Origin of the sequence: Mesorhizobium sp. WSM2561, assembly GCF_000513915.1 — a bacterium.
GTDB lineage: Bacteria > Pseudomonadota > Alphaproteobacteria > Rhizobiales > Rhizobiaceae > Mesorhizobium > Mesorhizobium muleiense.
Map to the genome: position 1 here is coordinate 81,670 of NZ_AZUX01000001.1, position 24,380 is coordinate 106,049.

The following is a 24,380-nucleotide window of genomic DNA, read 5'->3' on the forward strand; positions in this document are numbered from 1 at the left end:
GCGCTCCAAAACAGGCTTTGACGGCTAGACCGAAACCGTGCCGTTAATTCGGTTGCGGAAAGCGACCGTCCTTCGCTCGAAGAGCAGATAGAGAATCAAACACACGGCGAAGCAGACGGCACCCTTGATGACCAGCGATGCGATGCCTCCTCCGCCTAATCCCGGGGTCGCGGGCATGTAGTTGGCGGTCAGGTAGACGAGCACCGGATAGTGAAAGATGTAGAGCGAGTAGGACATCGCGCTCAAGCTCCGGATCGGCCACGCTGCGGGCTCCAGGATGCGATTCACCCGCTCGTGACAGAGGGCTGGAAGGAGCGCGGCGAGCCCAGCGCACATCATCGCGTCAGCTGGGTCCGTTGCGTATCCGGCCCATGGCCCGCCATCCGAGATCATCTGCGAAACAAGAGTCCCACCTATAAAGGCTACCAGCCCTGTATACGTGATCCACAATGATCGCGGCGGGTAGGCGGCCACAAGGGCTCCGAGCAGCCAAAACAGCAAGTATTGAGCTTCGAGGACGCTGAACACCACGGCGGTGGCGCCGAACCCGACGAACGACCAGGCAGGCAGAGAGCGTCGCGAAAACGCGTATCCAACGCAGCCCATCAGGACGTAGAACCAGATCTCGTAGGCGAGGCTCCAGAGCGGTGCGTTGGCCTGCACGGTGGGGACGACGACGCCGTTGAGGCCACCGATATGCGCGACAACATCTTGGATCGGAAAGATGGAGCCAGCGCTGATTGCGACAAGGGCTGTCAGCAACAGGGCCGGGATCAACGGAAGGAATATCCTGGTCGCCCGATCAACCGCATAGCGCTGGAGATCGAAGCGTCCATCCCGCACGTGGCGGATGACTTGCCCTCCCACAAGAAATCCGCTGAGGACGAAAAACACCATCACCGCTGGATGCCCGGGACGAGTGACGGCGTAAAACAAAGCAGCGATCAGACCCTTGTCGGAGGCCGGCAGCGCGCCGTAGGCTGGCAGCGAATAGCCTCGCAGATGTGCCATCATGACGACCAGCGCGGATGCTCCACGCAGCAGGTCGAACGCCAGGAATGAGGGGCGGGAGGGCGAATTAGGTATGGACGCACCTTTTTGGTAGCGGTAAGGCTTGGGCGATACGGAGCCTACGCCGCATATCAGCTCGACAAGGACGGGGCAATTGGAATACGTGAGGTCGGGGAATATTAGCTACGCGCGGATGTTCGTCCTGCTGTGGGTGGCAGTCTACGTCATCATGTTTGTGGACATCTATATCGATTGGGCGTCTGTCAGCTTCCTTTATCTCGGCTTTAGCTATGTCTACAATGAAAATGATACCGTTCTTGCTTATTGTATAATAGCTGCGTTTGCGTTTATTCTGCCGGTTTCAATTAGAAAGTATTCTGATTTTTTTTGTTGGATGCTGTATCTATCGATTTTCATACCATCAATTCTTATTGTTGCAAGACAGGGGTATACATCTTTTGATGCGTCGTGGCTGATGGTTTCAGTGGCTGCATCATTTTTTCTGGTGGTCTATATCCCGAAAATGATCCACTTCAAGTCGTATTCTCTCATTCGTCAGGTTTCGGTAACCAAGTTCTTCTTTTTCTTCCTTGCGTTCTATCTGGCTGCTATAGCTTTCTATGTCGCGACCTACCGGGAAATGATGTCATTCTCCGGAATGAGTGAAATCTACGACCAGCGCGCCCGATTTGGCTCCGCGCAGACGAGCACACTCGCACTCTATCTTACGGGGTGGCTGTCGAATGCGATGAACCCCTATCTTCTGGCGATTGGACTGTTCGACCGAACGCGGCGCTGGGCGATAGCACTCGGGCTTGTGGGGCAGATACTGGTCTTCATGGCGTTCGCAGGAAAGATGATGCTGGTGATCCTGATCGTCACGTTCGGGTTTTACTTTTTCGTGCTCAACAAGGGCCGCATTGCAACGTCTCGCCTTGCGTTCGGATTTGTAGCGCTGACATTTTCTGCGCTCGCAATTCTTATAGCTACAAATTACCAGCCGGTTGGACCGGCCATGGACGCCGTCGCGCTGATCTATATGCGGACCCTCGGCATTCAAGGTGCGATGACCGGCGTGTATGCGGATGCTTTTTCCGTCAATCCGTTGACCTACTGGTCACATGCAAATATCATCAACATGATCATTGACTATCCCTACAAAGCGCCGCTCGGATATGTCGCCGGCGCCCATCTCGTCGGAGGAAACGGGTTCAACGCCAACGCCAATTTCTGGGCTACGGACGGCGTAGCAGCCTACGGTTTGGCGGGCGTGGTGGTCATGGGGGTGGTTCTCGGCCTGCTTCTCAGCCTGGCCAACAAGGTCGTGACCCCGGACCGGTTGCCGTTCGCGGCGACCGTTTCGATCCCCTTCATCATGTCGCTTGGAAACTCGTCGCTCTTCACCAGCCTTATCACAGGCGGCGGTCTGATTATGGTCATGATGATAGCCTATGGTGTGCCGCAGCCTCAGGCGCCCCGCAAGCAGGGGGTGGCATATCGGGAGCATGCCATATCGTCCAGACTTTCCAGATGAAGGACTGTATCTTGTTGCGCATCGACTCTTAGTCGCGCCTGGCGAGGATTTCTGGTTACGCTGGCCGGCGTTCTCCCGCTCGCACTTTCGCCGGTGCGGCTGCTGCAAAAGTTGGGCCTGGCCTTCACCTCTCATCATGACAAGCTCAACCACGCCACGGCATTCGCCCTACTGGCGGCTCTGGGCGGCCTCGGCTGGCTCACAGCTAGAGCACAAGGCAACACCTGTTCGTTTCCTCGCTTCTCCGGTGCTGCAATCGAGGTGCTTCAGGGCATGCGGCGATAGCGCGCGATATGGATGTGGGCTGCCGACTGCGCCGGAATGGCATGTGGTCCGACTATCGTCGGTGGACAAGCGGCTGGTAGGTGTGTTGCTACTTAGGCCGCATAGATTTTGCGCACCGGCCACAGGTCGATCATCTAGTCTCGACCCATCCTCGGTGCTGCCATTGCCACTCGCGGTGCGTCCCCGCGCCGGGCGCCAGGTTCTGGATGCGGGCACCCGGGAAGCCTGGGAATGTCGGCCGCACGGTCCCCTCCGAGGCCGGGACGGGCTGCGTGTGGGAATTCTCAGTGTGGATGTTCGTCAACGACCCGACAAAACCCCGCGTGTCCATCGTGTTGCCGACTTTTTGGCCGGCGATGGTCAAGCCGTCGACGATCATCGCGCCGGCGCCAAAGCAGCGGAAAGCACTATACCCCTCGGTGCCGCCACCCGACAGCACCAGCCGCATGCCCTGGATCGTCATCCGACCGCCAAATTGAGTGGCCTGGAACGGTGTCCCGCGCGACGTGCAGGTCACGTTGCTGAAGCTCCAGTTTCGAGCCGGTGTGGGCGAGGCGGATACAGCCACCGCGGTGAGGGACTTGGTGGCGAAATTACAATCTGCGATATGCACGTCGTTGACGTAGTGAATAGTGTCGTTTGGGGAAAGGAGCGCATGTGCCGTCGCATCAGCAGCGACCCGCGCCCCGGTGATCGTCACACCACCGACATCGGCGCTAGCGCCTTGCAACAAGATACCAGCCTTGGACGCCCCAGCGCATTGCACGCCCTCGACACTGACATTGGCCTCACTGCCGCGAATTCCGAGATAGAGGTCGGTCACGTTATTGCTGAACGTTCCGCCTGAAATGACGACGTCCCGGACACTGTTGCAGGCGATCCCCGATTTTGGCAATGTCGCGCCGACGGTGCTGGACTGGCCACGCACCGTAGCATTCCGGATGACAAGGCCTGACCCGTTGACTGCATAGATCCCGTTGTCGCGCGGTGAAATCAGAACGGGATCCGTGATGCGGATGTTGCGGTTGTTGGCGCCATAGACCATCAGCGCGTAGCAGCCTGTGTCGTCTTTGCCCCCCACAAGACCGGCATTGTGGACCACGGCCCCGCGGATCTCGCTGTCGCGGACATTGCTTTCAAAGTTGATGCCCTGCTTGATGTGTGTGGCTTCAGCATAGAAGCCGGTCACAATCACGTCACGGACTATTGCCCGGGCGGCGTCGTGGGGCTCCCACGCTGCGCTGTTGATGCCAATGACGGCGGCGTTTGCGCCGAGATTCTCCGGGTCCAGCGAATTGCCTTGCCGGGAAATGCCGCGCAGGCCGTTGATGCGAATGTGCTGGATCTCGAGGTTCGAGCGGCTCTCGTTATAGACCAATATCCACCATGGCGCCTTGAAGTTCTGGAGTTCGACGGTGTCCAGCGTGAATGTATCGATGCCGGCCGTAGCGGTCGGGCTGAGGGCGAACTTCATGAATGCGCCGCCGTTGTAGCCGGTCGATACGCTATTGCCGATGACCTTCAGATCGGCCACGGCGACCCTCGAGACGTCTGTAGCGGTGAAGACATAGAAGATCTGGTCTGATCCGGTGATGTTTATGACCGATCCGTTGCCGTCGATCGTGCAGTTGGCCGGAACCGCAATTCCGGGGTGGCCCAAGGCCCTCAGGTCCGCCGAGGACCAGTTGTAGACCCCGCGGCGGAACATCAGGGTTCCGCCTCCCATGGCCGCGATCCGGGCCACGGCTTTGACGAAAGCGGCTACGTCCGTTCCATCGTCGCCGAAGACAACAAGGCCGCCTGGCGCGTGCGGGTATCTCGGCTGGGGGCGATCGAGTTGACCGACGGGCGAGGTGGCGGCAGGTCCGACCGCCAAGGCCGCCACGGTTCCAAGCGCTCCTGTCAGCAGATGGCGGCGGGTGGGGGAGAATTTGTCATCCGGGGGCATGCGGGGCTCGCGCCTTTCTGCAATCGCACCGCATTCGGCGCCTTTCGTCACCGGTCGGATATGCACCGGTCGAGACGCCAACCGAGCGTCCCTTGCCAGCCTGTCGGCAAGTGGGTAGCAGTGCTCGCGGGCCAACGAAACATCGACATCAAGAAACCGAGATTGCGGCGAGGTGAAGGCCTTTTGGAGAGCCTGACCATGACACGGACTCAGCGTGCACGGCCAGCACTTCAGTGAAGATGGCGCGGAAGCGGAATAGTTCCGCCTTGGCAATGTGGCTGGCGTCGGCGAACATGGATCGCCTGTCCAACACATAGTTGCATCGGCTTGCATCGCACAGCGCGGTGTCGGGCCGCGCGAAGCCGATATCGTTGCGGTTCTCGAAATACTGTATGATTGCCCCGAGGCGCCTAAGTGCTTCACCCATCCATCGGCAGCGGCTCATGCTCTGGTGGCGATCGGCGGGCATAGGAACTGGGTAATTCAACGTGAACAAGATGCTGAGCTTTGGTGCAATGCTGTCGATTCTGTTGGCGACGGCCGCTGCTACGCGCTCCGAAAACGCCGCGTGGCAAGCCAAAGTCAACGAGTTCGGTCAATTCCAAGGACATGCCGACATCGTCATGTTTGGCGATTCTCTGACTGCGAGTGGCCATTGGCAGGAGATGTCTCCCAGGCTGTCGATTATCAACCGCGGCATATCTGGCGAGCGCGTCGATAGCGCGCTTCTCAGGCTCGACCAGATCACTGTCGCACGACCCCGGCTGGTTTTCATGATGCTCGGGGTCAACGATATTCGCAGGTCAATTAGCCCTGACGACGTGGCCGCATCCTACGGCAAGATCATCAATCGTCTGGCGGATGTGGACCGCATTTTTGTTCAGACCACATTGTTAACAAGCGACGTGGTCCACAACGCCGCAATAAAGCGTTTGAACAGCGCGCTCGCGGCGCGGTGCTCACAAGCTGCAAACTGCCGCTTTCTCGACCTGAACACAGCTCTTTCTCGAGATGGCCGCCTTCGTCCGGAGTTCACGACCGATGGCATCCACCTCAACGGCGACGGCTACCGGGCATGGGAACATCAGATCCGCCCGATAATAGCCTCGATTTCAACGCCACGATGACCAATCCCCCAACGGGCTTTGGGAAGTTCTGAAAAGTGGCGGCCTCAACGAGGCCGACGTCATTCGGAACGCATTACGCCTGCCGAACTAGCCGATGCGGCCCCTGGCACTCACCACGTCCAACCAAGGACTGGGAAAATAAGCGCAAAGGGGAGAAACAGCAGGACCATCATGAGAAAGAACGGCCAAAATCCAGGGCCAGAAAAGTACCCTTCGACCTTGTTGCGCAGCTCTCTCATGGCTCCTTCTCTTTCAGGGTTATTTTGACGAACACAGTGCGCCGGCCATGTAGACAAGATTGCGCGTTGCGGTCTTGGGCGCAAACCTCAATAATCCCGTCCGCATCTTGTATTTCAACCAGCCCTTAGCGCGGCCGGCCAAATGTTGCTCATAGGCTAGGTCATGAGCGAACACCATTAGTCGCTCGACCTTTAGACCGGAGGTCTTGAGCAGATTTTTTAATGATAACGGCGTGTAGAAGTTGATGTGGCCGTATGCACCAGAAATCCGGATCGCGCGATCCATGAAGCGGGTGTGCTCCAACGGCACCTCTATATAGAGCTTCTTGCAGACCCTTGCCGCTTCCGTCAGAAACATGCGCTCGTGCTCGACATGCTCCACGACATGGATCGCGAGCCCCAGATCATATGACTTGTCGGCGTGGGGAATGTGGTAGCCGTCAAACATCTCGACGCTTTTTAGGTTCGGAATTCCCCGAGACTCGATCGCGTCCTTACCGGATGTGGAAATCTCGACGGCGCCGAGAGTCTTTCCGATCTTGCCCCTGTATAGCTTGTCCAGCACGGCACCTTCGCCAGCACCGATGTCCAGGATTGTCTCGAAGGTCTGGCCGCCGGCTATCTTCTCGATGTGGCCGACCGTCTGGATTGAAGTAATTTCACGCTTAAGAGCCACTTTGCCGTCGGCATAGTAGTCGTCATACATGGCAATAATGCCGTCAGCACTGGTCATCGCATCTTCCTCGTTCGATGAGGCGGTGACCGTGCCATGGCGACCTGATCTAGTAAATCCTCCTTTTGTGGATCATTTGATTCCGCCCCCACGATTCCCGCCCAATCAAATCCCGATCTAGAAGCCTTAAAAGAAATCGGCTAGAGACGACGCTTCTGGGGACTCGGCAAAATGGGACTTACCAAGGTAAAGAGCATTTTTTCTGTTTGGAAAGGTCGGGTTATCCCGAGAAAAACTGTGCCATGGCAAGACCATTGGACGGCGCGGACCTACATGATCGCGGCCAATTTGCGATGGCTAGGCCCAAAGAGCATGATCTTGGTAGGTGATTCGAACCTCGAAATGATCCCGCCGCATGCGTTTGAGGGACTTAGCGTGATCAACGCTGGATTCGGCGGTGCCACTGCCGAAAACGTGCATGCGTCGATCAAATCCCCGCTGGTACTGGCATCCCTCAAGGAAAATCCCCCGTCGAAGGCGATTATTCAGGTCGGCACAAACGACAGCCGCACTGGAGCCGACGTAGCCGCAGTGGCTGATCGAGCGATTTTGATCAGCTCACTGTTCCGGGACATTGGGACCGAAACCGTCATCTTCGCGGTCCCTCCGATCGAGGAGGCGAAGACCGCCTTCAGGTCGGAGGCCGTTGCCGTCGCGATCAACGAGGCTATTCGCGTCGCATCGCATAGAGCGGGCGTGCCTTTCATCGATCCCTATATCTCGCTTCGCGGCTCAAACGATGTGACCGAAGATGGTATCCACCTTGCCCGTCACGCCATCACCACACTTGTCGCCGCCATTCGAGCAGCCCAACAGGTACCAAGGAACGTCACCGTATGAGCATCCCTTTTAGCGTGCATTCCTTTCTGCGAGCGACCCCGCTCCGTTACTATTATCACCTCCTGAAGGGGCGCATAGCCAGCACCCCACAATCGGACGAAGCCACAATCCTGTCACGGATCATTGGACAATGCCCCCGGACGTTCCTCGAATTCGGCTTCCATCCGACGGAATACAATTGCATCGGTCTCAAGGATTTTCTGGGACTCCTAGTCGACGGTGATCCGCAGACCGTGCGGTTGGCCAATGCTCTGCTTCCAAAGCGGATTGAGACAAGGCAGAGCTTCATCACACTCGACAACATCGCAGATCTCGGCGCGCATTTCCCCGAGCTTGGAGTGCTGTCTGTTGACGTTGATGGCAACGACTATTGGTTCCTCAAGGCTCTGCTGCCGGTACGCCCAGCGGTCATCGTCGCAGAGTACAACGCCAGCTTCGGCCTCAACCCGGTAACAGTGCCGTACGATCCGTCTTTCGACCGGAAGGAAAAACACGAAAGCGGATGGTATCACGGTGCCTCAATCACCGCGCTGACGAACCTCTGCAAGGAATCTGGGTATAAGCTCGTTGCCGTCTCAGCGGCAGGCGGCAATGCTTTTTTCCTCCCCCAGCAAGCGGCAATGCCGGAGCTGGTTCCAGCCCAAGCTTACCGCGAAAGCGCCCTTCGCAATCGCTGGTCCGGCACTACCGCCAAGGATCAGTGGGAGCGGATTAAGCACATGCCTTTTGTCGACGCACCCTGAGATCGATCCGAGACGAACAAAATGTACTCTGGCCCACCCCTTCGCTTCACAATTCATGCGATTGATCAGCAGCGGCAAATTTCCATGCCAATCGCGACGAGCGCGAATAAGGCAGAGATGCGGGAAGAGTTCCAGAAAGTTTGCAGAGAGATGCCACATCTGCATGTGGCATTCTACGACGGTGCAACGCTCATTGATGAGCGGCAGCCAAACGCATCACGTCATTAGATAATTCGGCTCGCACCAATGAGTCTGCCGGGACATCCGATCGCACGATGGCGCCAGCGGAAATTATAGAGCGATCACCGATCGTCACCCCTTTCATAATGATGGCGCCCGTTCCGATCCAGACGTCGTCGCCGATGATTACCGGAGCCGAGCGAATGCCGGGATCGGTTCGCGGATGTCCTGTGCGCCAAATTGCCTCCGTTTGGGCAAACCGCATTTTCGCGTCCATCGGGTGTGAATTTGTGTCGTGGATCGCGACATTTGACGAAACCAGAACTCGGTTGCCGATCTTGATACCTTTCGGATCAGACGACCAAATTGTAGAGCCGGCTCCAAGATAGAACCAATCGCCGATTTCAATCCGGCCCTCATGAGCGAACACCTGCAGGTGCCCGTCCAAGCGACCGTCCGAGCCGATTGACACGCGTGACCGGTCACCATGGATGTTGAAGATTCCAGCCCCTGTCCCGAATGTCGTCCGACGCCCGATGATGGCACTCTCCCTCGCTGCCCCCGTGGCGATCCATGACCAGAAGCGGCGGCGAAGGGCGAGAATGATTGAGAAGACGCGCATTCGCGGATATCTGCCATACTCGACCGTCGCGGTCTATATGACGGTTACGTCCAAAGAATCCCGCGCGGGAAAGCGCCCGCAAATCATCATGGGCATAGTTCGCGTATCGCGCGCCGCCGGCGCAGACTGCCCTCTATTCCTTCAGACTTCGCGCCACCAGCCGCGCCACGCTCCGTCCGACCAGCAGCACGACGAGGAAGCGGGCCGATTGCAGCGCCATGACGAAGGCGACATGCTGTGCGGCGGCGGCGATGATGGGGAGTCCATGCCGCCGGGGCTGGTCGCCAGATAGTCGGTCAGCGGATCGAGCACATGGCTGATCATGAAGTCGAGGCCGCCGCAGATGGCGACGACGATGACGATCGAGCCGACGATCTGCGGCAGCGCACGCGTCGCCTGGCGTCGCGATCCTTCGCGCCCCCCTCTGTCCTGCCGGACATCTCCCCCACTTGGGGGGAGATCGGCCGCCATCTCGGCTTTCGCCAATCTCTGATGGCGCAAGAGTGGGCGGGACGCTGAAGCTGCCAATCTCCCTCCTGGTGGGGAGATGCCAAGTTTTGGCAAAGAGGCCGGCTATCCCGCCTTGGCCTCGGCCAACCCAAACCCGCCAACAGGATGCGTTTCCACCTGGAACTCAAACCCGGCGATGATCGTCCGCGCCCTGGCAATCGCCGCCTGGACTTCCGGCAATTGCAGCGAAGCCTTGTGGCTTGCCTGGTCGGTCCATACCTCGGTCACCCAGATCGCGTCGGCATCGGCCGGATCGGTGGCGATGATGTAGCTCAGGCAGCCCGGCAAGGCGCCGGTGCTGGCCAGCAGGACGTCCATCATTGCGTCGCGCTGGCCGCGCGTCGCCCGCAGCTTGCCGATCAGACCATACATTGCCGGTATCTCCGTTGCTTGCTGCGACAAGTATGCAGGCCGCCGCTCATGGCATCAACTGGCCACCGTTCACCTCGTGGCCGGTGATGTAACCGCTCAACAGGGCTGACGAGAGGAACGGCGCCGACGCAATCCTGCGGCGTGCCGGCGCGGCCCTGCGGAATGGTGGCAACCATGGCCTGCTCCTCGGTCGAATAGCGCTCATGGAAAGCTGTCGCGATGGTGCCCGGCGCCACCGCGTTGACGCGAGCCGATCAGTTCCTTGGCCATGCCGCGGGTGGAGACGAAGGCCTTGGCCGAGCCATAAAGGCCAGCGCCGCCGCCGGCGCCATTGCGCGCCGCGATCGACGAGGTGTTGACGATGAAGCCGCCCTGGCGCTTCAGCCATGGCATCGCCTGGCGTGATGCGGTCAGCACGGAGCGGGCGTTGAGGTCCGCGTCGTAATGCGCCTCGGTCAGTTCGGCTAAGGCACGCGGCCGAGGCGGCATTGTTGACCAGGCCGTCGAGCCGGCCGAAATGGGTGCGCGTGACGACGCGCTCGACATCGGCAGCGATCGAGAAATCGCCCTGGACCGGGAATACCTCGCCACCGCCGTTGCGGATGGTTTTGGCCAGGTTTTCTGCAGCCGCCCGACTTGAATTGTAATGCAGCGCGACGCGGCATTTCTGCGCGGCGTAGGCCAGTGCAAGTGCCGCCCCGATGCCGGTCGCGGTGACCAGCACCGCCTTGCCGGCGAGGTCGCCAAAGTGGGGGTGACAAGGGCGGAAGTGACAGGGGTGGCGGTGACAGGGGCGGTTGTGGTGGCTGGCATTCCTCCGGGGTTGTCCTGCTCTTCGTAGGGCCTCGCCGTGCTCATGTTCAAGTCCGTGGAGGTTCAGGGCCGCAAATAGGCGTAGCCCTGGCGCTGCAATTCGGCGAGCTTGACGACGCCGCCGGTCTCGGCGGCATGGAAGCCGTCGAGCAGATCGGTGAGCGCAACGTCCATGCCCTGCATGGTATTGGCGCAAGCATGCGGGGCCAGCCCGTCGCGAACCAGACCGGAAAAACGGCTGGAAATGGCAGCCGACGCGCTCTTCGACTTGAAGGCGGCGAGTGCCGGTCCGTGCACGACCAGCACGATGTCGACCTTGCCGCCGGTGCCCTCATAGTGGTTCTTGATATTGCCCAGAACGAAGCCGACCTTGTCGAGGTCGCTGAGGTGATAGGCGACCTTCTGCCTTTCCTCTGCCACGGCCGCCGCCTTGACCTGGCGCAGCCCGAAGAGGCCAGCGGCCCCGGCAAGGCCGACACGGAAAATATCGCGGCGTCGCATCATGTCGTTCTCCAGCATGTCCGCGTAAATTGCGTGGCTTCGGCCTCGATCCTAGCATAAATTGACGTTACGTCGTGGTCGGGCGAGGAGGGGTCGGGCGAGGAGGGGCACATGACATCGAAGTCCATTGGGGGGAAGACCATTGTGGGCGCCGGACTTGCTGGCGCCTTGCTGGCCGCTGTCGCCGGCATGGCCCTTGCCGACGATACGCCTGAGCTCGCCGAACTCAGCCCGGACGGCAAGGATGGCTGTTTCGGGCGTGTCTATGATGCCGCGCATCTCAAGGTGCATCCGAACCAGAAGGTGGGACGGATTTTCTTCTATTATGGCAGCGATCCGGTCAGCCACCCGAACGAGGAGCCGAGCAGCGCTCCGTCCGGCTACAACGGTTTTTTGGCGACGACGGTGCGCGGCGCCAAGAAGCCTGAATGGGTCGGCGGCTGGTGCGGCAAGGATGATCCGCAATCGGGCGAGATCCATTGCGGCATGGAATGCGACCGCACCATGGCCTTGGTGAACGTCGACGAAAAAGGCCGGCTGATCGTCTCCGGCGTGCATCGCAGCCTTTATCTCGAGGCCGGCGCCGAGGATGAACTTGGCGAAAAGGAGTTTGCCAGGCAGGCACTCGGCACGGAAGACGACGGCTTCCGGCTCGACCGCATGCCGGCGCAGACCTGCAAGGCCGAATTCGCGCGCATCGATCCGGTCGATCCGGCGCTGGGAGCACCGCTGCGCGAGCGGCTGAAACCGGACCAGCCGTTCTGCTACGGGCGCGACTACGATGCCGCGCATCTCGGCTCGCATCCCGATCAGCTTACCCACACCATCCGGGTTTTCCGGGGCCCGATCGAACTGGCCGCCTTCGCCAAGGACGGCGAGACGGCAAGCTGGCCTGATGGCGCCGACATAGAAGTTTCCGTCACCACGCGCCAAAGTGCCGCCAGGGTCACGCAGAGCTACAGTTGTGACGGCGAAGCGGACCAGTGGCGCTGCGTGGCGAGCGGAAGGACGAGCGACTTTTCCTGCGACATCGCGGCCAGGGAGATTTTTCTGCGCCGCGGCGCCAACGGCACGATGATGCTTGCCAACCCTAACAGCAGCCTGCCGATCGTCGACCTGTGCTCGAAGGCGGCCGACGGCGAGACCGCATCCGACGACAAGGTCTATCGGCTGGAGCCGATGCCGCAGGCTGCCTGCGCGCCTTGATCGGATCCTCGGATCAGAATGGCGGCGGCAGCGATCCTTCGCGTCCCCCTCTGTCCTGCCCTCTTTGCCCCCACTTGGCATCTCCCCCACGAGGGGGAGATTGGCGGCTTCAGCGTCCCGCCCACTCTTGCACCATCAGAGATTGGCGAAAGCCGGGAAGACGGCCGATCTCCCCCCAAGTGGGGGAGATGACATATTTTGGCAAAGTGAGGGCAGGACAGAGGGGGGCGCTGTCCCGCCGGCATAGAGTTCTGCACCGGCTCGACGTTTTTGATGTCATGGCAGGGAAGCCCGCGTCTCTCAGGCCTCACGCGAACGGCACGGCCGTCGTGCCCCTGGGCAGTTTTGCCTCGTCGTCGGGCTCGACATGAATGGTGACGCGCACCGAGGGGATTTCCGCCTTCAGCGCATCCTCGATGCGGTCGCAGATGACGTGGCTGGCGCCCACCGACATGTCGGCGTCGACGACCAGGTGGAACTCGATGAAGGTGGCGCGGCCGGCAATCCGCGTCTTCAGATCGTGGACTTCCAGCGCGCCTTTGCAATTGGCCGAGATGATGTCGCGGATGCGCATGTGCTCCTGCGTGTCGACGGCGCGGTCCATCAGACCGTTCATCGACGAGCCGATGACGTGCCAGCCCTGCCACAGGATGTTCAGCGCAACGATGACGGCAAGAGCGGGATCGAGGACCTGCCAGCCGGTCAGCACTGCGCCGACCAGACCAATGAACACGCCGACCGAGGTCGCCACGTCGGTCATGATGTGCCTGCCGTCGGCGACCAGTGCCGGTGACTTCTCGGCACGGCCGGCACGGATCAGCGTCAAGGCCCAGAAGGCGTTGATCACCGTCGCGACGCCGTTGATGGCAAGGCCGGTCCAGGGCTGTTCGAGCGGGACGGGATGCCGCAAGGACCACCACACTTCGTTGAGGATCAGAAGGGCTGCCAGCACGATCAGCACGCCTTCCAGGACAGCCGAGAAATACTCGGCCTTGTGGTGGCCGAACGGATGATCCTGGTCGGCCGGCTTGTGGCTGACCTGGATCGCCCAGTAGGCGGCGGCCGAGGCAATGACGTTGACGATCGATTCCAGCGCGTCCGAATACAGCGCCACGGAACCGGTGACGTACCAGGCCGCCAGCTTCAGGCCGAGCACGACGAAGGCGAGGACTATCGACCAGAAGGCGAGGCTGGCGACCTTGCGCTTGGCGGCGTTTTTCGAATCAATAGCGGTCATCGATTGCTTCCGGCCGCCGAAACCGGAGCTAAGCCGCCTTTTCCTTGGCCTTGCGCGGCAGATGCGCAACGATGTTCTCGATGATGCGCATGCCGGCATTGTGGCCGAGCGTCATGATCGATTCCGGGTGGAACTGCACCGCGGCGATCGGCTCCTTGCTGTGCTCGAAGGCCATGATGACGCCTTCTTCCGTCTCGGCGGTGACGACGAAGCCGTCGGGCAGGCGGACCGGATCGGCGAAAATCGAGTGATAGCGGCCGACCGTCACCTCCTTGGGCAGGCCGGAAAAGATAATGCCCGGCTTCGACACGCGGATGCGCGACGGTTTGCCATGCATCGGCACGTGCAGCTGGCGCAGCTCTCCGCCATAGGCCTCGGCCAGCGCCTGCAGGCCGAGGCAGACGCCGAAGATCGGCAGGTCGCGCGCGCGGGCCCGCTTGATGGTGGCGGCGCAGTCAAAATCCTTCGGCGTGCCGGGACCGGGCGACAGCACGACGAGATTGGGTTTCAGCCGGTCGAAGACCTCGTCCGGCACAGGCGTGCGCACGGTCGAGACATTGGCGCCGGTCTGGCGGAAATAATTGGCCAGCGTGTGGACGAAGGAGTCCTCGTGGTCGACCAGCAGGATGTTGACGCCGTCGCCGACGCGCGCGGTGGCGCGTTCGGTGTCGGCGGCATTGCCGGTCTTGGCGTCGCGGATGGCGGAGATCATGGCGGATGCCTTCAGTTCGGTTTCGGCTTCTTCTTCCTCGGGAATGCTGTCGAAGAGCAGCGTGGCGCCGGCGCGCACCTCGGCGATGCCGTCCTTGATGCGGATGGTGCGAAGCGTCATGCCGGTGTTCATGTCACCGTTGAAATTGACCATGCCGATCGCCCCGCCATACCAGGCGCGCGGGCTCTTCTCGTTCTGCTCGATGAAGCGCATCGCCCATAATTTCGGCGCGCCGGTGACGGTGACCGCCCAGGCATGCGACAAGAACGCGTCGAAGGCGTCCATGCCTTCGCGCAGCCGCCCCTCGATATGGTCGACGGTGTGGATCAGCCGCGAATACATCTCGATCTGGCGGCGGCCGATGACGCGCACCGAGCCCGGGTCGCAGACCCTCGACTTGTCGTTGCGGTCGACGTCGGAGCACATGGTCAGCTCGGATTCGTCCTTCTTCGAATTGAGCAGCTTCAGGATCTGCTCGCTATCGGAAATGGCGTCGCCGCCGCGCTTGATCGTGCCGGAGATCGGGCAGGTCTCGACACGGCGGCCGTTGACGCGCACGAACATCTCGGGCGAGGCGCCGACCAAATATTCGCCTTCGCCGAGATTGATGAAGAAGGAATAGGGCGAGGGGTTGATGGTCTTCAGCTTGCGGGAGATGTCGGAGGGCGGCGTCTCGCAGCGCTCGTAGAACATCTGGCCGGGCACCACCTCGAACAGGTCGCCGCGCTTGAAACTCTCCATCGCCTTGCGCACCAGATTGGCATATTCGCCGGGCTCATGGTCGCCGCGCGGCGGGATGCGGTCGGCGGTCTTGAACGGCTCGACGATTTCGTCGCGCGGCAATCCCTGCGTCGAAAACCCGTCGCTGGAATAATCGTAGCGGTCGGTCCAGGCCTTGGTCGAATAGTGGTCGACGACCAAAATCTCGTCGGGCAGGAACAGCACGAGGTCGCGCTGGCTTTGCTGGCGCTCGAGCTTGTAGTCGACCGGATCGAACTGGAAGGCGAGATCGTAGCCGAAGGCGCCGTAGAGGCCGAGATTGGCGTCTTCCACTGTCTTGAACAGTGCGGTGATGGCGCGCAGCACGGTGAAGACGGAGGGAACGCGGCTGCGTTCTTCTTCGGTGAAGACACGGCCGGGCTTGGCGACGTCGAGGCGGATCAGTCGCTTCGACGTCTCGGCGATCGTCACCTCGTCAAGGCCGCCGAGCGCCTTGCCGACCACCGGCAGAAGCATCTCGCCACGGCTGTTCAGCGCCTCGATGCGCATGGCGCGGCCACGCGCCGAGATCACCAGCGGCGGGTCGATGATGGCGGTGTCCCAGCGCGTATAGCGGCCGGGATATTCGTAATTCGAGGAAAACACGGCGCCGCGGCGCGCGTTCAGCCCGTCGACATAGGCGTCGATCGCGCCTTCGTAAGGTCGGTCATGGCGCTCGCGGGTAATCGTCACGCCACCCGCCGTGACGAAGCGCTCCGCCCCGTTCTCCAGAATTTTCGTCGTCATTGCCGTCTCCATCAGCGTCTTGGCTATTTCAGCGTCTTGGATATTTCAGCGTCTTGGGGGCAACGGACCCGGGGCATGGCTTTGAAAAACAAATGGCCGCCCGGACATTCCGTTGCGGCCACCTTCTATTTTTCACGCGCACGCGTTCGAACAGGCCGCTGTCAGCGAGCCCACCACCAAACGGTCTTGATCGAGCGCATGTTCATGGCGATTCCAATAGCGGCGATTGCACGGCCGCGCAACTGGATTCCAATGGAGGGCATGGAGAAGGGCATGAGCCCTCAATCCTCCAGCGTTCCCGACCGTGCATCGGCGCTCTTCCTGTCGCCGACCAGCTTCAGCAGATCTTCGCCGGCGCGGATGATGCGCCGGGAACGCCGTGTCAGGATGATGCCCGCCTGCGGCGCGAACAGCTGGGTGCGGCCGCCGGCTTCACCCGGCGCATGGACGATGGTGGCGAGCAGCGCGCCTTCTGCCACACGGTCGCCGGGCTTCACTTTGTAGAGGACCGCGCCCGCCCGCGGCGCCGGCATCATGTCGATGTTTTCGAGCGGCGCGACGAGACCGGTGAAGCTGCCGGGCGTGGACAGGGCCTGATCCAGGATCACGCCGCGCGCCACCAGCAGCCGATACAGCCCTTCGGCATCGGCGCCGGCCAGAGCGCCGTCGACATCGAGTATACCGCGATACTCGACCGTGGTGGCGACGCGCCGGTCGAACCGCGCCACCTCGGCAGGGAGGTTCAGATACGGCGTGATCGAGGCGCCTTCGAAGGTGCCGTCGGTGTCCTCATCCCACAGGATCACCGCATCGACGCCCATGGCCGCCGCACAATCCGCCATGGCCGGCCACAGGCTGGCATGGACATAGAGGTAGGCGAGGCCCTCGTCGTCGCAGTGCAGGTCCAGCACGATGTCGTGACCGATCGACAGCTGCAGCAGCCGCGTCTTCAGCCGCTGATCGGCAGTGCCAAGCGTGGTGTCGGGCAACAATTCAACGTCAGGCGCGGCCAGCAGCGGAAAGCCGCGGTTGAAGTTGGTGCGCGTGCCCAGGTGAAAACGGCCCTGGTGCTCGCCGAAATGATACTGGGCGCGGCCGATCGGATTGGCTTGCGGCACGACGGTGATACTGCCCTTGATGCGGCCTTCGGCTTCGGCCTTTTTAAGCATCGGCATCAGCGCGTCGATGGCGACGACGCCCGGCAGTTCGCCGGCATGCAGTGCCGCCTGCAGATAGGCCGAAGGTGCTGCCTTGTCGGTTCCTTCGAAGCGGAAGACTGGGAATTCGTAGGAATGGCCTTCGCTGTCGCCGGCAATGCGCTCGATCGATTTCTGCATGATGATCCTCCAGGAAAACTCTTGCCCTTTCGTCGATACGCTGTCGATTGGTCCAGCTTTTCACGCTATGGGCGCAAGGGCCTACCCGGCCGGGCGCGGTGGACATACTGGTCCTGCCCGGCCTATGCCAGCGACTTCAACTCCTGGGCGATGGTGGGCAGAACTTCCGAGACGTTGGGGTGGATGTGCATGGCGCGCGCCAGCGTGCTGATCGGCGCCTTGGCGTACATCAGATCGAGCACGCAGTGTATCGCCTCGTCGCCGCCGGGGCCGAGCACCGAGCAGCCGAGGATTTCGTTGGTGTCGGCATCGGCCAGGATCTTCATGAAACCTTGCGTCTCGCCTTTCTCGACGGCACGGCCGACGCGTGTCATCGGGCGCTGGCCGACCAGCGCGCGGCGGCCGGACTTTCTTACCGCTGCCTCGGTCATGCCGCAGCGGCCGAGCGGCGGGTCGGTATAGAGCGCATAGGCTTCGATGCGGTCGCTCACCCTGCGCGGGTCGTTGTCGAGCAGATTGGCGGCGACAATCTCGTAGTCATTGTAGGAGGTGTGGGTGAAGGCGCCCTTGCCGTTGCAGTCGCCCATCGCCCAGATGCCGGCCACGCTAGCGCGCAGCTGGTCGTCGACGACAATGAAGCCGCGTTTGTCGAGCTCGACGCCGGCCTTGTCGAGGCCGAGATCGTCGGTGTTGGGGGTCCGGCCTACTGCCAGCAGCACATGCGAGCCGACAGCCGGCGCCTGGCCGGCGGTGAAAGTCACGGCAATGTCGCTGCCCTGCCTGGCGAAGCCGATGTCGCCGGCGCCGAGATGAACCGTGATGCCTTCGTTTTCGAGGATGGACAGGATGGCGGCCGAGACATCCTCGTCCTCGCGGCCGATCAGCCGCGGGCTCTTTTCGATCACCGTGACCTGTGAATCGAAACGGCGGAACATCTGCGCGAATTCGAGCGAGACGTAGCTGCCGCCGACGACGACGAGGTGGCGCGGCAGCACGTCGAGATCCATCATCGACGAGTTGGTCAGGAACGGAATGTCGTCGACGCCTGGCAGATCAGGCACCGAGGCACGGCCGCCGGTGTTGATGAATATTTTGTCGGCGCTCAGCAGGTCGTCGCCGACGCGCACGGTATCGGCCGTCTCGAAGCGCGCATGGCCGCGAAAAAGCGTGCATCCGTCCATGCCGGCAATCCAGCTTTCGAGGTTGCCGCGGGCGTCGTTCGACACCTTGTCCTTGCGTGCCTTGATCGCCTTGTAGTCGACGCCGACCGGACCGGAGAGCGTCACGCCGTAGTCGGCGGCGCGGCGGGCGAGATGCGCGGCATAGGCGCTGGCGACCATGGCCTTGGTCGGCATGCAGCCGGTGTTGACGCAGGTACCGCCGACCAGCTTTCGCTCGATCAGCGCCACACTCATGCCGGCCGCCGTCAGCCGGCCGGCGAGCGGCGGGCCGGCCTGGCCGGCGCCGATGATGATGGCGTCGAATGACCTTGCCATCATGCCACCGCCGCCACAATCAGCAGACCGCCGACGATCGCCACCGCGTCCTCGACGAGGGCGGCGGGCTGGTCCTTGCCGAAAGCCAGGGCTAGGCATTTGCGCAGCTCGGCGCCGCCCAGTGTGCCGATCACCGCGCCGATGGCGCCGGCGATCAGGCCGCCGACGGTGGCGCCGCCGGTCGCGCCGATCACCGCGCCGGTGAAGGCGCCGACGGCGATGCGCGCGCCAAACTGCTGCGGCACCTTGCGGCTCGGCGTTGACGGCAACTGGTCGGTGACCAGTTCGGCAATGGCCAGGATGGTGAAAATGCCGACGGCGATCCAGTGGCCCATGAAGCTGGCCCAGGTTCCGGCGACCGGCAGCCAGCCAAGCCAGGCGCCCCAAGCGACGGCGGCAGGCGCGGTCATGGCGCGAAGGCCGGCAACGACGCCGATCAGAAGTGCAAGGATGTACAGCATGATTGACCCCTCGATCATACGGCCTGGGGACAGCCCAGCCGGGGCAGGCTAGCATAGGTTCGGCATTTGACCAGAGGCCTGCGATCTCTGGCGCTCAACCATTTTCATGGACACCCTATTGAAACAGCAGGGGTAAGACGGGAGGGCCGCCATGGCTCGAAACGGCAGGATCGAGCGCAGTCGCTTCAGAACAAAAGATAGCGTACAACTCAGGTTGGATGACCAATTCTCGATGTCGGCGCCGCCCCTCATCTGCCTGCCGGCATCTTCTCCCCGTATAGTGACGGGGAGAAGGGGCTGGCCGCAACCTCGGCATCCCTATTGCAACGCTGACAGTGGCGAAATCGTCGGAGACGGCGTCTTTCTCCCCGTCACTATACGGGGAGAAATGCCCGGTCCACGCTCCGCAGCTGCAGCGCAGCTGCTGCGGAGGACGGGCAGGGTAATGAGGGGCAGCGCCAGACCTGAAGCGATTGCCTCACCTCGGCGCCTGCGCCACGCGCTCCTGTGCGTTCTTCGAGAATTCGCGCCGGTACTGCGCGGGCGTGGTCCTGAGCCGCGCCGAAAAATGCTGGCGCAGCGAGGTGGCGCTGCCGAACCCGGCCTCGAAGGCAACCGTGTCCATCGATTTTTCCGTTGCTTCCAGCAGCCGCTGCGCCAGCGCGACGCGCTGGTCGGTCAGCCAGTCGCCGAAGCTGGTGCCGATTGTTTTCTGGAAGCGGCGGGTGAATGTCCGGCGGGTGAGGCCGGCGATGTCGGCGACACTGTCCAGGCTGTGCGTCTCGTGCAACGTCTTGCGCACGGTGTCGAGAGCCTGTGCGAATCGGTCGGCATTGCCGGTCCTGGCGATGGGGCGTTCTATGAACTGCGCCTGCCCGCCCTGACGATGAGGAGAAAGCACGATCTGCCGGGCAAGCCGGAGTGCCGCCTCCGCGCCATAGCGAGCCCGTATGATGTGGAGACAGCAGTCGAGCCCGGCGGCGACACCGGCCGAGGTCACGACATCGCCATTGTCGATGTAGAGCACCTCCGGCTCGACGAGAATGTCGGGATAGAGGGCCTGCAGCTGGTCGGAAAAAGCCCAGTGCGTCGCGGCTCGCCGCCCCGAAAGCAGTCCGGTCGCCGCAACAGCGAACGTTCCCAGGCACAATCCGACAATCAGCGCACCGCCCCGGTGCGCGCGACGCAGCGCCTCGATCAGTGCCGCTGGCGGTGGGACTTCGAGGTTCTTCCAGCTGGGCACGACGACGATGTCGGCGCCATCAAGCGCGGAAAGCCCGTGCGGGACGCTGATGGTCAGCCCCGCATCGGTGCGGATCCGCCCGTCCTCAATCGCGCAGACCCGGAACTCGAAGCGCGGCAGGTCGAGTGCGGCGCGATCCTCTGCGAATACAAGGCACGGCACGGAGAGGTGGAACGGGCTGATGCCATCGAAGGCGATGGCGGCAACGATCGGATCTGCCATGATGAGCACCATGAGAGTTTCCGGAATGTCCCAATTCTTTCGAACAATGTCAATCGGGACACTTTTGCGGCCTGATGCCGAGTCTATCCTCGACCCATCAATGTCAACGGGAAAGGAAAACTCCATGTCGGAATCAGCCAAAGGCAAAGCGCCACGCCGTGCCCTCATCGTCGTCGACGTTCAGAACGACTATGACGGCGGCAATCTCGCCATCAAGCATCCGCCCTTCCGCGACACCGTCGCCAATGTGGCGTGCGCCATGGACGCGGCCGCCGAGGCAGGCGTCAAGGTGGTGGTCGTCAAGCAGTTGGCGCCGGAAACCTCACCGGTCTTCGCCAAGGGCAGCCATGGCGCCGAATTGCATCCCGAGATCGCGAGGCGAAACCGCGACCACTACATCGAAAAGACCTTGCCAAGCGCCTTCACCGGCACCGACCTCGAGGAATGGCTGCGCGCCAACGCTATCGATACGATTACGGTCATCGGTTACATGACGCATAATTGCGATCTGTCGACGGTCATCCACGCCGTCCATATGGGCTTTGCCGTCGAGTTCCTGTCGGATGCAACGGGGTCGCTGCCCTATGCCAACAGCGCCGGCTACGCCTCGGCCGAGGACATCCATCGCGTGGTGACCGTTGTCCTGCAGTCGCGCTTCGCCGCCGTTCTCAAGACCGCCGAATGGATCGACTGCCTGAAGACCGGCGTGCTGCCCGAGCGCGATACGCCCTACGCCTCCAACCAGCGCGCGCTGGCACGCAACGCCGCTTAGAAGGTTGGCGCGGCACACGCAAAGAGGGCGCCGCATCGCTGCGGCGCCCCTATCATTCCGGCCTTCGAAATTCTCAGAACAGGCCTTCGATCTGGCCCATCTCGTTCAGGAAGATCTTTTCCGAGGACGGCGCCTTGGGCAGGCCGGGCATGGTCATGACCTCGCCGCAGATGACGACGATGAAGCCGGCGCCGGCAGACAGCCTGACCTCGCGCACCGGCACGGTGTGGCCGGTCGGCGCGCCGCGCAGGTTCGGATCGGTCGAAAACGAATATTGCGTCTTGGCCATGCAAACCGGCAAATTGCCGTAGCCGGCGTGCTCCCAGGCGTGGAGCTGGTCGCGCACCGACTTGTCGGCGATCGCTTCGGATCCGCGATAGATGCGCTGGACGATGGTGTTGATCTTCTCGAACAGCGGCATGGCGTCGGGATAGAGCGGCGCAAACTGCGAGGAGCCGGATTCGGCCAGCGTCACCACCTTGTTGGCGAGTTCCTCGATGCCGGCCGAGCCGTGGGCCCAGTGCTTGCACAGGATCGCCTCTTCGCCCATCGAGGCGACGTAGTCCTTCATCGCCCTGATTTCAGCGTCGGTGTCGGAATAGAAATGGTTGATGGCGACCACGGCAGGCACGCCGAACTGCCTGACATTCTCGATGTGACGGCCGAGATTGGCGCAGCCCTTCTTGACCGCCTCGACGTTCTCCTTGCCGAGGTCTTCCTTCTTGACGCCGCCATTCATCTTCATGGCGCGCACGGTGGCGACGATGACCGTGGCCGCCGGCTTCAGGCCGGCCTTGCGGCACTTGATGTCGAAGAATTTTTCGGCGCCGAGATCGGCGCCGAAACCGGCTTCGGTGACGACATAGTCGGCAAGTTTTAGCGCCGTCGTGGTGGCAACGACCGAGTTGCAGCCATGCGCGATGTTGGCGAAGGGACCGCCATGGACGAAGGCCGGGTTGTTCTCCAGCGTCTGCACGAGGTTGGGCTGCATGGCGTCCTTGAGCAGCACGGCCATGGCGCCGTCGGCCTTGAGGTCGCGGGCATAGACGGCCGACTTGTCGCGGCGATAGGCGACGATGATGTCGCCGAGGCGCTTTTCCAAATCCTTCAGGTCGGTGGCGAGGCACAGGATCGCCATGACCTCCGAGGCGACGGTGATGTCGAAGCCGCCCTCGCGCGGAAAACCGTTGGCGACGCCGCCAAGCGAGCAAATGATCTCGCGCAGTGCGCGGTCGTTCATGTCCATGACGCGGCGCCAGACGACGCGGCGGATGTCGATGCCGAGTTCGTTGCCCCAGTAGATGTGGTTGTCGATCAGCGCCGAAAGCAAATTATGCGCCGTGGTGATGGCATGGAAATCGCCGGTGAAGTGGAGGTTCATGTCCTCCATCGGTACGACCTGCGCATAGCCGCCGCCGGCAGCGCCGCCCTTGACGCCGAAATTCGGCCCGAGCGAGGCCTCGCGGATGCAGACGATGGCCTTCTTGCCGATGCGGTTGAGACCGTCGCCGAGGCCCACCGTCGTCGTCGTCTTGCCTTCGCCGGCCGGCGTCGGGTTGATGGCGGTGACGAGGATCAGCTTGCCGTCCCTGTTTGTCTTCACCGACTTGATGAACTCGGCCGAGATCTTCGCCTTGTCGTGGCCGTAAGGCAAAAGATGCTCGCTTGGAATGCCGATTTTCTGGCCGATCGCCTGGATTTGTTTCTTGTCGGCGGCGCGCGCGATCTCGATGTCGGACTTCACTTCGGCCATGGCGGCTTTCCTCTGGATTGGACGGTGGAGGGGACGGGTTTGATCAGTGTGGTCGCAAGCCTGTTCGGAACAGCCTGGCGCTGCAGGCGAGGGCACGTTCTACCCCTGTCGCTGCCGTGGCGTCAACTTGCATGCAACTATGTTTCCTTTAGAGAAAGACGGCTGTCTGTTTCCCGGTCGACCTGTCCCGGATCTTCGCGGGTTGTCGCGCCGTATAGAAGCCAGAGCACGCGCCGTCCTGCCGTCTCAAAACAGCCGCGGAATGCACGGAATGCGACAGGGTTCGAGCGCCGGTCGGCGTGTCGAGCGGTGGCGCCAAAGCGCGTCAACGCGCTTTAAGTTCTTGCTTGATGCATGTCGTTATCGCAAATCCGCTGCGCACCCTCGGTGCAGGCCCAAGGGCATGCTTTTGCGCGACATGCATTAGAATGCACCGATCTGGTGCATCAGCCCCAAGCCGTCAAGCTGGCCGAAATGTTCGACCACGATGCCGTTCTCGACGCGATCAATGTTAATCACACCAACCGAGACGCAATTTCCGCTCGGTTCGACGCCGTGGAAGATGCCGGTGTGCGTGCCCTGAAAGCGACCGCGCGTGACCACCTTGTCGGCATCGCCGACAAAGTCGTCGATGACGTGATGGCCGTCCGGGAAACCAACAAACAATTCGGTCAGGGATTTTCGCCAGTCATCAAAGCCGATCGGATTGGCGCTGGCGAGGTGAACGGCGAGATCCGGAGAGACCAGACCGGCCAGTCTATCCCAGTCCCGCGCATCGATCGTGGCATAGAGATTTCGAGCAATTTCCCGGATATCCATCGCGTGTCCTCGCTGGCTGCCGCCCACGGTTGAACGACGACGAGACGATCAGGTTCCGCTCCTCGCAATGCGCAGCCGAACTGCCGCGTCAGCACGTTGCCGATCCCGACGGGGCCAGCGGCGATTCAAGCCAAGGCGTCTTTCACCAATCGCTTGCT

General features: G+C 61.7%; 21 protein-coding genes and 2 pseudogenes. 6 read left to right on the forward strand and 17 right to left on the reverse strand.

Features of this window, described 5'->3' with window-relative positions:
* Window positions 1–24: 24 nt before the first annotated feature.
* Window positions 25–1,191, reverse strand: coding sequence for an acyltransferase (locus M727_RS0100410; RefSeq protein WP_348627136.1), 1,167 nt, complete (start codon window positions 1,189–1,191; stop codon window positions 25–27).
* A 13-nt stretch (window positions 1,192–1,204) separates the two neighbouring features.
* Between M727_RS0100410 and M727_RS0100415 the strand changes: the two genes are divergently transcribed.
* Entirely contained in the window at window positions 1,205–2,545 is a 1,341-nt protein-coding gene (locus M727_RS0100415) for a hypothetical protein (protein WP_027150993.1), read from the forward strand.
* 415 nt (window positions 2,546–2,960) lie between these two features.
* Here M727_RS0100415 and M727_RS0100420 read toward each other — a convergent pair whose 3' ends face one another.
* Window positions 2,961–4,778, reverse strand: coding sequence for a right-handed parallel beta-helix repeat-containing protein (locus M727_RS0100420; protein WP_036260988.1), 1,818 nt, complete (start codon window positions 4,776–4,778; stop codon window positions 2,961–2,963).
* Window positions 4,779–4,926: 148 nt separating this feature from the next.
* Complete coding sequence (locus tag M727_RS0100425; protein ID WP_027150995.1) at window positions 4,927–5,247, reverse strand: hypothetical protein; 321 nt, start codon at window positions 5,245–5,247, stop codon at window positions 4,927–4,929.
* 28 nt (window positions 5,248–5,275) lie between these two features.
* Here M727_RS0100425 and M727_RS0100430 point away from each other — a divergent pair, with 28 nt between their 5' ends.
* Window positions 5,276–5,905, forward strand: a complete 630-nt coding sequence (locus tag M727_RS0100430; protein ID WP_245268402.1) for a GDSL-type esterase/lipase family protein — start codon at window positions 5,276–5,278, stop codon at window positions 5,903–5,905.
* 258 nt (window positions 5,906–6,163) lie between these two features.
* On the opposite strand, the gene M727_RS0100440 is transcribed toward M727_RS0100430, so the two are convergent.
* Complete coding sequence (locus M727_RS0100440; protein WP_027150997.1) at window positions 6,164–6,877, reverse strand: class I SAM-dependent methyltransferase; 714 nt, start codon at window positions 6,875–6,877, stop codon at window positions 6,164–6,166.
* 171 nt (window positions 6,878–7,048) lie between these two features.
* Between M727_RS0100440 and M727_RS0100445 the strand changes: the two genes are divergently transcribed.
* Window positions 7,049–7,717, forward strand: coding sequence for a GDSL-type esterase/lipase family protein (locus tag M727_RS0100445; RefSeq protein WP_084646573.1), 669 nt, complete (start codon window positions 7,049–7,051; stop codon window positions 7,715–7,717).
* A complete protein-coding gene (locus M727_RS0100450) occupies window positions 7,714–8,460 on the forward strand; it encodes a hypothetical protein (RefSeq protein WP_027150999.1) in 747 nt (248 codons plus the stop codon). The genes M727_RS0100445 and M727_RS0100450 overlap by 4 nt, the downstream gene beginning before the upstream one ends.
* 190 nt (window positions 8,461–8,650) lie before the next feature.
* Here the strand turns inward: M727_RS0100450 and M727_RS43720 are convergent, their stop codons facing one another.
* The 5 genes and pseudogenes from M727_RS43720 to M727_RS0100480 all read right to left on the reverse strand — a co-directional run bounded on the left by M727_RS43720 (window position 8,651) and on the right by M727_RS0100480 (window position 11,458).
* Window positions 8,651–9,262 carry a DapH/DapD/GlmU-related protein gene (locus tag M727_RS43720; RefSeq protein WP_036260991.1) on the reverse strand — a complete coding sequence of 204 codons (612 nt, stop codon included), beginning with the start codon at window positions 9,260–9,262 and terminating at the stop codon, window positions 8,651–8,653.
* Between the two features lie 133 nt (window positions 9,263–9,395).
* A pseudogene (locus M727_RS0100460) lies at window positions 9,396–9,664 on the reverse strand (AbrB family transcriptional regulator); the annotation flags it as partial.
* 171 nt (window positions 9,665–9,835) lie between these two features.
* Window positions 9,836–10,144, reverse strand: coding sequence for a putative quinol monooxygenase (locus M727_RS0100465; RefSeq protein ID WP_027151001.1), 309 nt, complete (start codon window positions 10,142–10,144; stop codon window positions 9,836–9,838).
* Between the two features lie 46 nt (window positions 10,145–10,190).
* A pseudogene (locus M727_RS35465) lies at window positions 10,191–10,868 on the reverse strand (SDR family oxidoreductase).
* A 152-nt stretch (window positions 10,869–11,020) separates the two neighbouring features.
* The gene (locus M727_RS0100480) at window positions 11,021–11,458 is read right to left on the reverse strand and encodes a DsrE family protein (RefSeq protein ID WP_027151003.1); all 438 of its coding nucleotides are present in this window, start codon (window positions 11,456–11,458) and stop codon (window positions 11,021–11,023) included.
* A gap of 111 nt (window positions 11,459–11,569) precedes the next feature.
* Between M727_RS0100480 and M727_RS0100485 the strand changes: the two genes are divergently transcribed.
* Entirely contained in the window at window positions 11,570–12,664 is a 1,095-nt protein-coding gene (locus tag M727_RS0100485; RefSeq protein WP_027151004.1) for a hypothetical protein, read from the forward strand.
* Between the two features lie 307 nt (window positions 12,665–12,971).
* Here M727_RS0100485 and M727_RS0100490 read toward each other — a convergent pair whose 3' ends face one another.
* From M727_RS0100490 to M727_RS0100515, 6 genes are all read right to left on the reverse strand, one after another.
* Window positions 12,972–13,901, reverse strand: coding sequence for a cation diffusion facilitator family transporter (locus tag M727_RS0100490; RefSeq protein WP_051505464.1), 930 nt, complete (start codon window positions 13,899–13,901; stop codon window positions 12,972–12,974).
* 28 nt (window positions 13,902–13,929) lie between these two features.
* Window positions 13,930–16,119, reverse strand: a complete 2,190-nt coding sequence (locus tag M727_RS0100495) for an anthranilate synthase (protein ID WP_027151006.1) — start codon at window positions 16,117–16,119, stop codon at window positions 13,930–13,932.
* Between the two features lie 281 nt (window positions 16,120–16,400).
* Window positions 16,401–17,456, reverse strand: a complete 1,056-nt coding sequence (locus M727_RS0100500; RefSeq protein WP_027151007.1) for a succinylglutamate desuccinylase/aspartoacylase family protein — start codon at window positions 17,454–17,456, stop codon at window positions 16,401–16,403.
* A gap of 122 nt (window positions 17,457–17,578) precedes the next feature.
* Window positions 17,579–18,955, reverse strand: coding sequence for an FAD-containing oxidoreductase (locus M727_RS0100505; protein ID WP_027151008.1), 1,377 nt, complete (start codon window positions 18,953–18,955; stop codon window positions 17,579–17,581).
* Window positions 18,952–19,413: a membrane protein gene (locus M727_RS0100510; protein ID WP_027151009.1), complete on the reverse strand. Its 462-nt coding sequence runs from the start codon at window positions 19,411–19,413 to the stop codon at window positions 18,952–18,954. Before M727_RS0100510 ends, M727_RS0100505 begins: the two co-directional genes overlap by 4 nt.
* 478 nt (window positions 19,414–19,891) lie before the next feature.
* Entirely contained in the window at window positions 19,892–20,878 is a 987-nt protein-coding gene (locus tag M727_RS0100515; RefSeq protein ID WP_027151010.1) for a helix-turn-helix domain-containing protein, read from the reverse strand.
* 124 nt (window positions 20,879–21,002) lie between these two features.
* Here M727_RS0100515 and M727_RS0100520 point away from each other — a divergent pair, with 124 nt between their 5' ends.
* Window positions 21,003–21,650 (forward strand): cysteine hydrolase family protein, encoded by a 648-nt coding sequence (locus tag M727_RS0100520; RefSeq protein WP_027151011.1) that lies wholly within the window; start codon window positions 21,003–21,005, stop codon window positions 21,648–21,650.
* A gap of 73 nt (window positions 21,651–21,723) precedes the next feature.
* Here the strand turns inward: M727_RS0100520 and M727_RS0100525 are convergent, their stop codons facing one another.
* Window positions 21,724–23,403, reverse strand: a complete 1,680-nt coding sequence (locus tag M727_RS0100525; protein ID WP_027151012.1) for a formate--tetrahydrofolate ligase — start codon at window positions 23,401–23,403, stop codon at window positions 21,724–21,726.
* A gap of 423 nt (window positions 23,404–23,826) precedes the next feature.
* On the reverse strand, window positions 23,827–24,249 hold the full coding sequence (locus M727_RS0100530; protein WP_156941451.1) for an ester cyclase: 423 nt from the start codon (window positions 24,247–24,249) through the stop codon (window positions 23,827–23,829).
* Between the last annotated feature and the right edge of the window lie 131 nt (window positions 24,250–24,380).

What these genes read in the sequence shown, in the direction of transcription:
- M727_RS0100415 (WP_027150993.1), top strand. Translation starts at nt 1,205, where the DNA reads ATGTTCGTCCTGCTGTGGGTGGCAGTCTACGTCATCATGTTTGTGGAC.
- M727_RS0100420 (WP_036260988.1), bottom strand. Translation starts at nt 4,778, where the DNA reads ATGCCCCCGGATGACAAATTCTCCCCCACCCGCCGCCATCTGCTGACA.
- M727_RS0100425 (WP_027150995.1), bottom strand. Translation starts at nt 5,247, where the DNA reads ATGCCCGCCGATCGCCACCAGAGCATGAGCCGCTGCCGATGGATGGGT.
- M727_RS0100430 (WP_245268402.1), top strand. Translation starts at nt 5,276, where the DNA reads ATGCTGAGCTTTGGTGCAATGCTGTCGATTCTGTTGGCGACGGCCGCT.
- M727_RS0100440 (WP_027150997.1), bottom strand. Translation starts at nt 6,877, where the DNA reads ATGACCAGTGCTGACGGCATTATTGCCATGTATGACGACTACTATGCC.
- M727_RS0100445 (WP_084646573.1), top strand. Translation starts at nt 7,049, where the DNA reads ATGGGACTTACCAAGGTAAAGAGCATTTTTTCTGTTTGGAAAGGTCGG.
- M727_RS0100450 (WP_027150999.1), top strand. Translation starts at nt 7,714, where the DNA reads ATGAGCATCCCTTTTAGCGTGCATTCCTTTCTGCGAGCGACCCCGCTC.
- M727_RS43720 (WP_036260991.1), bottom strand. Translation starts at nt 9,262, where the DNA reads ATGCGCGTCTTCTCAATCATTCTCGCCCTTCGCCGCCGCTTCTGGTCA.
- M727_RS0100465 (WP_027151001.1), bottom strand. Translation starts at nt 10,144, where the DNA reads ATGTATGGTCTGATCGGCAAGCTGCGGGCGACGCGCGGCCAGCGCGAC.
- M727_RS0100480 (WP_027151003.1), bottom strand. Translation starts at nt 11,458, where the DNA reads ATGCGACGCCGCGATATTTTCCGTGTCGGCCTTGCCGGGGCCGCTGGC.
- M727_RS0100485 (WP_027151004.1), top strand. Translation starts at nt 11,570, where the DNA reads ATGACATCGAAGTCCATTGGGGGGAAGACCATTGTGGGCGCCGGACTT.
- M727_RS0100490 (WP_051505464.1), bottom strand. Translation starts at nt 13,901, where the DNA reads ATGACCGCTATTGATTCGAAAAACGCCGCCAAGCGCAAGGTCGCCAGC.
- M727_RS0100495 (WP_027151006.1), bottom strand. Translation starts at nt 16,119, where the DNA reads ATGACGACGAAAATTCTGGAGAACGGGGCGGAGCGCTTCGTCACGGCG.
- M727_RS0100500 (WP_027151007.1), bottom strand. Translation starts at nt 17,456, where the DNA reads ATGCAGAAATCGATCGAGCGCATTGCCGGCGACAGCGAAGGCCATTCC.
- M727_RS0100505 (WP_027151008.1), bottom strand. Translation starts at nt 18,955, where the DNA reads ATGATGGCAAGGTCATTCGACGCCATCATCATCGGCGCCGGCCAGGCC.
- M727_RS0100510 (WP_027151009.1), bottom strand. Translation starts at nt 19,413, where the DNA reads ATGCTGTACATCCTTGCACTTCTGATCGGCGTCGTTGCCGGCCTTCGC.
- M727_RS0100515 (WP_027151010.1), bottom strand. Translation starts at nt 20,878, where the DNA reads ATGGCAGATCCGATCGTTGCCGCCATCGCCTTCGATGGCATCAGCCCG.
- M727_RS0100520 (WP_027151011.1), top strand. Translation starts at nt 21,003, where the DNA reads ATGTCGGAATCAGCCAAAGGCAAAGCGCCACGCCGTGCCCTCATCGTC.
- M727_RS0100525 (WP_027151012.1), bottom strand. Translation starts at nt 23,403, where the DNA reads ATGGCCGAAGTGAAGTCCGACATCGAGATCGCGCGCGCCGCCGACAAG.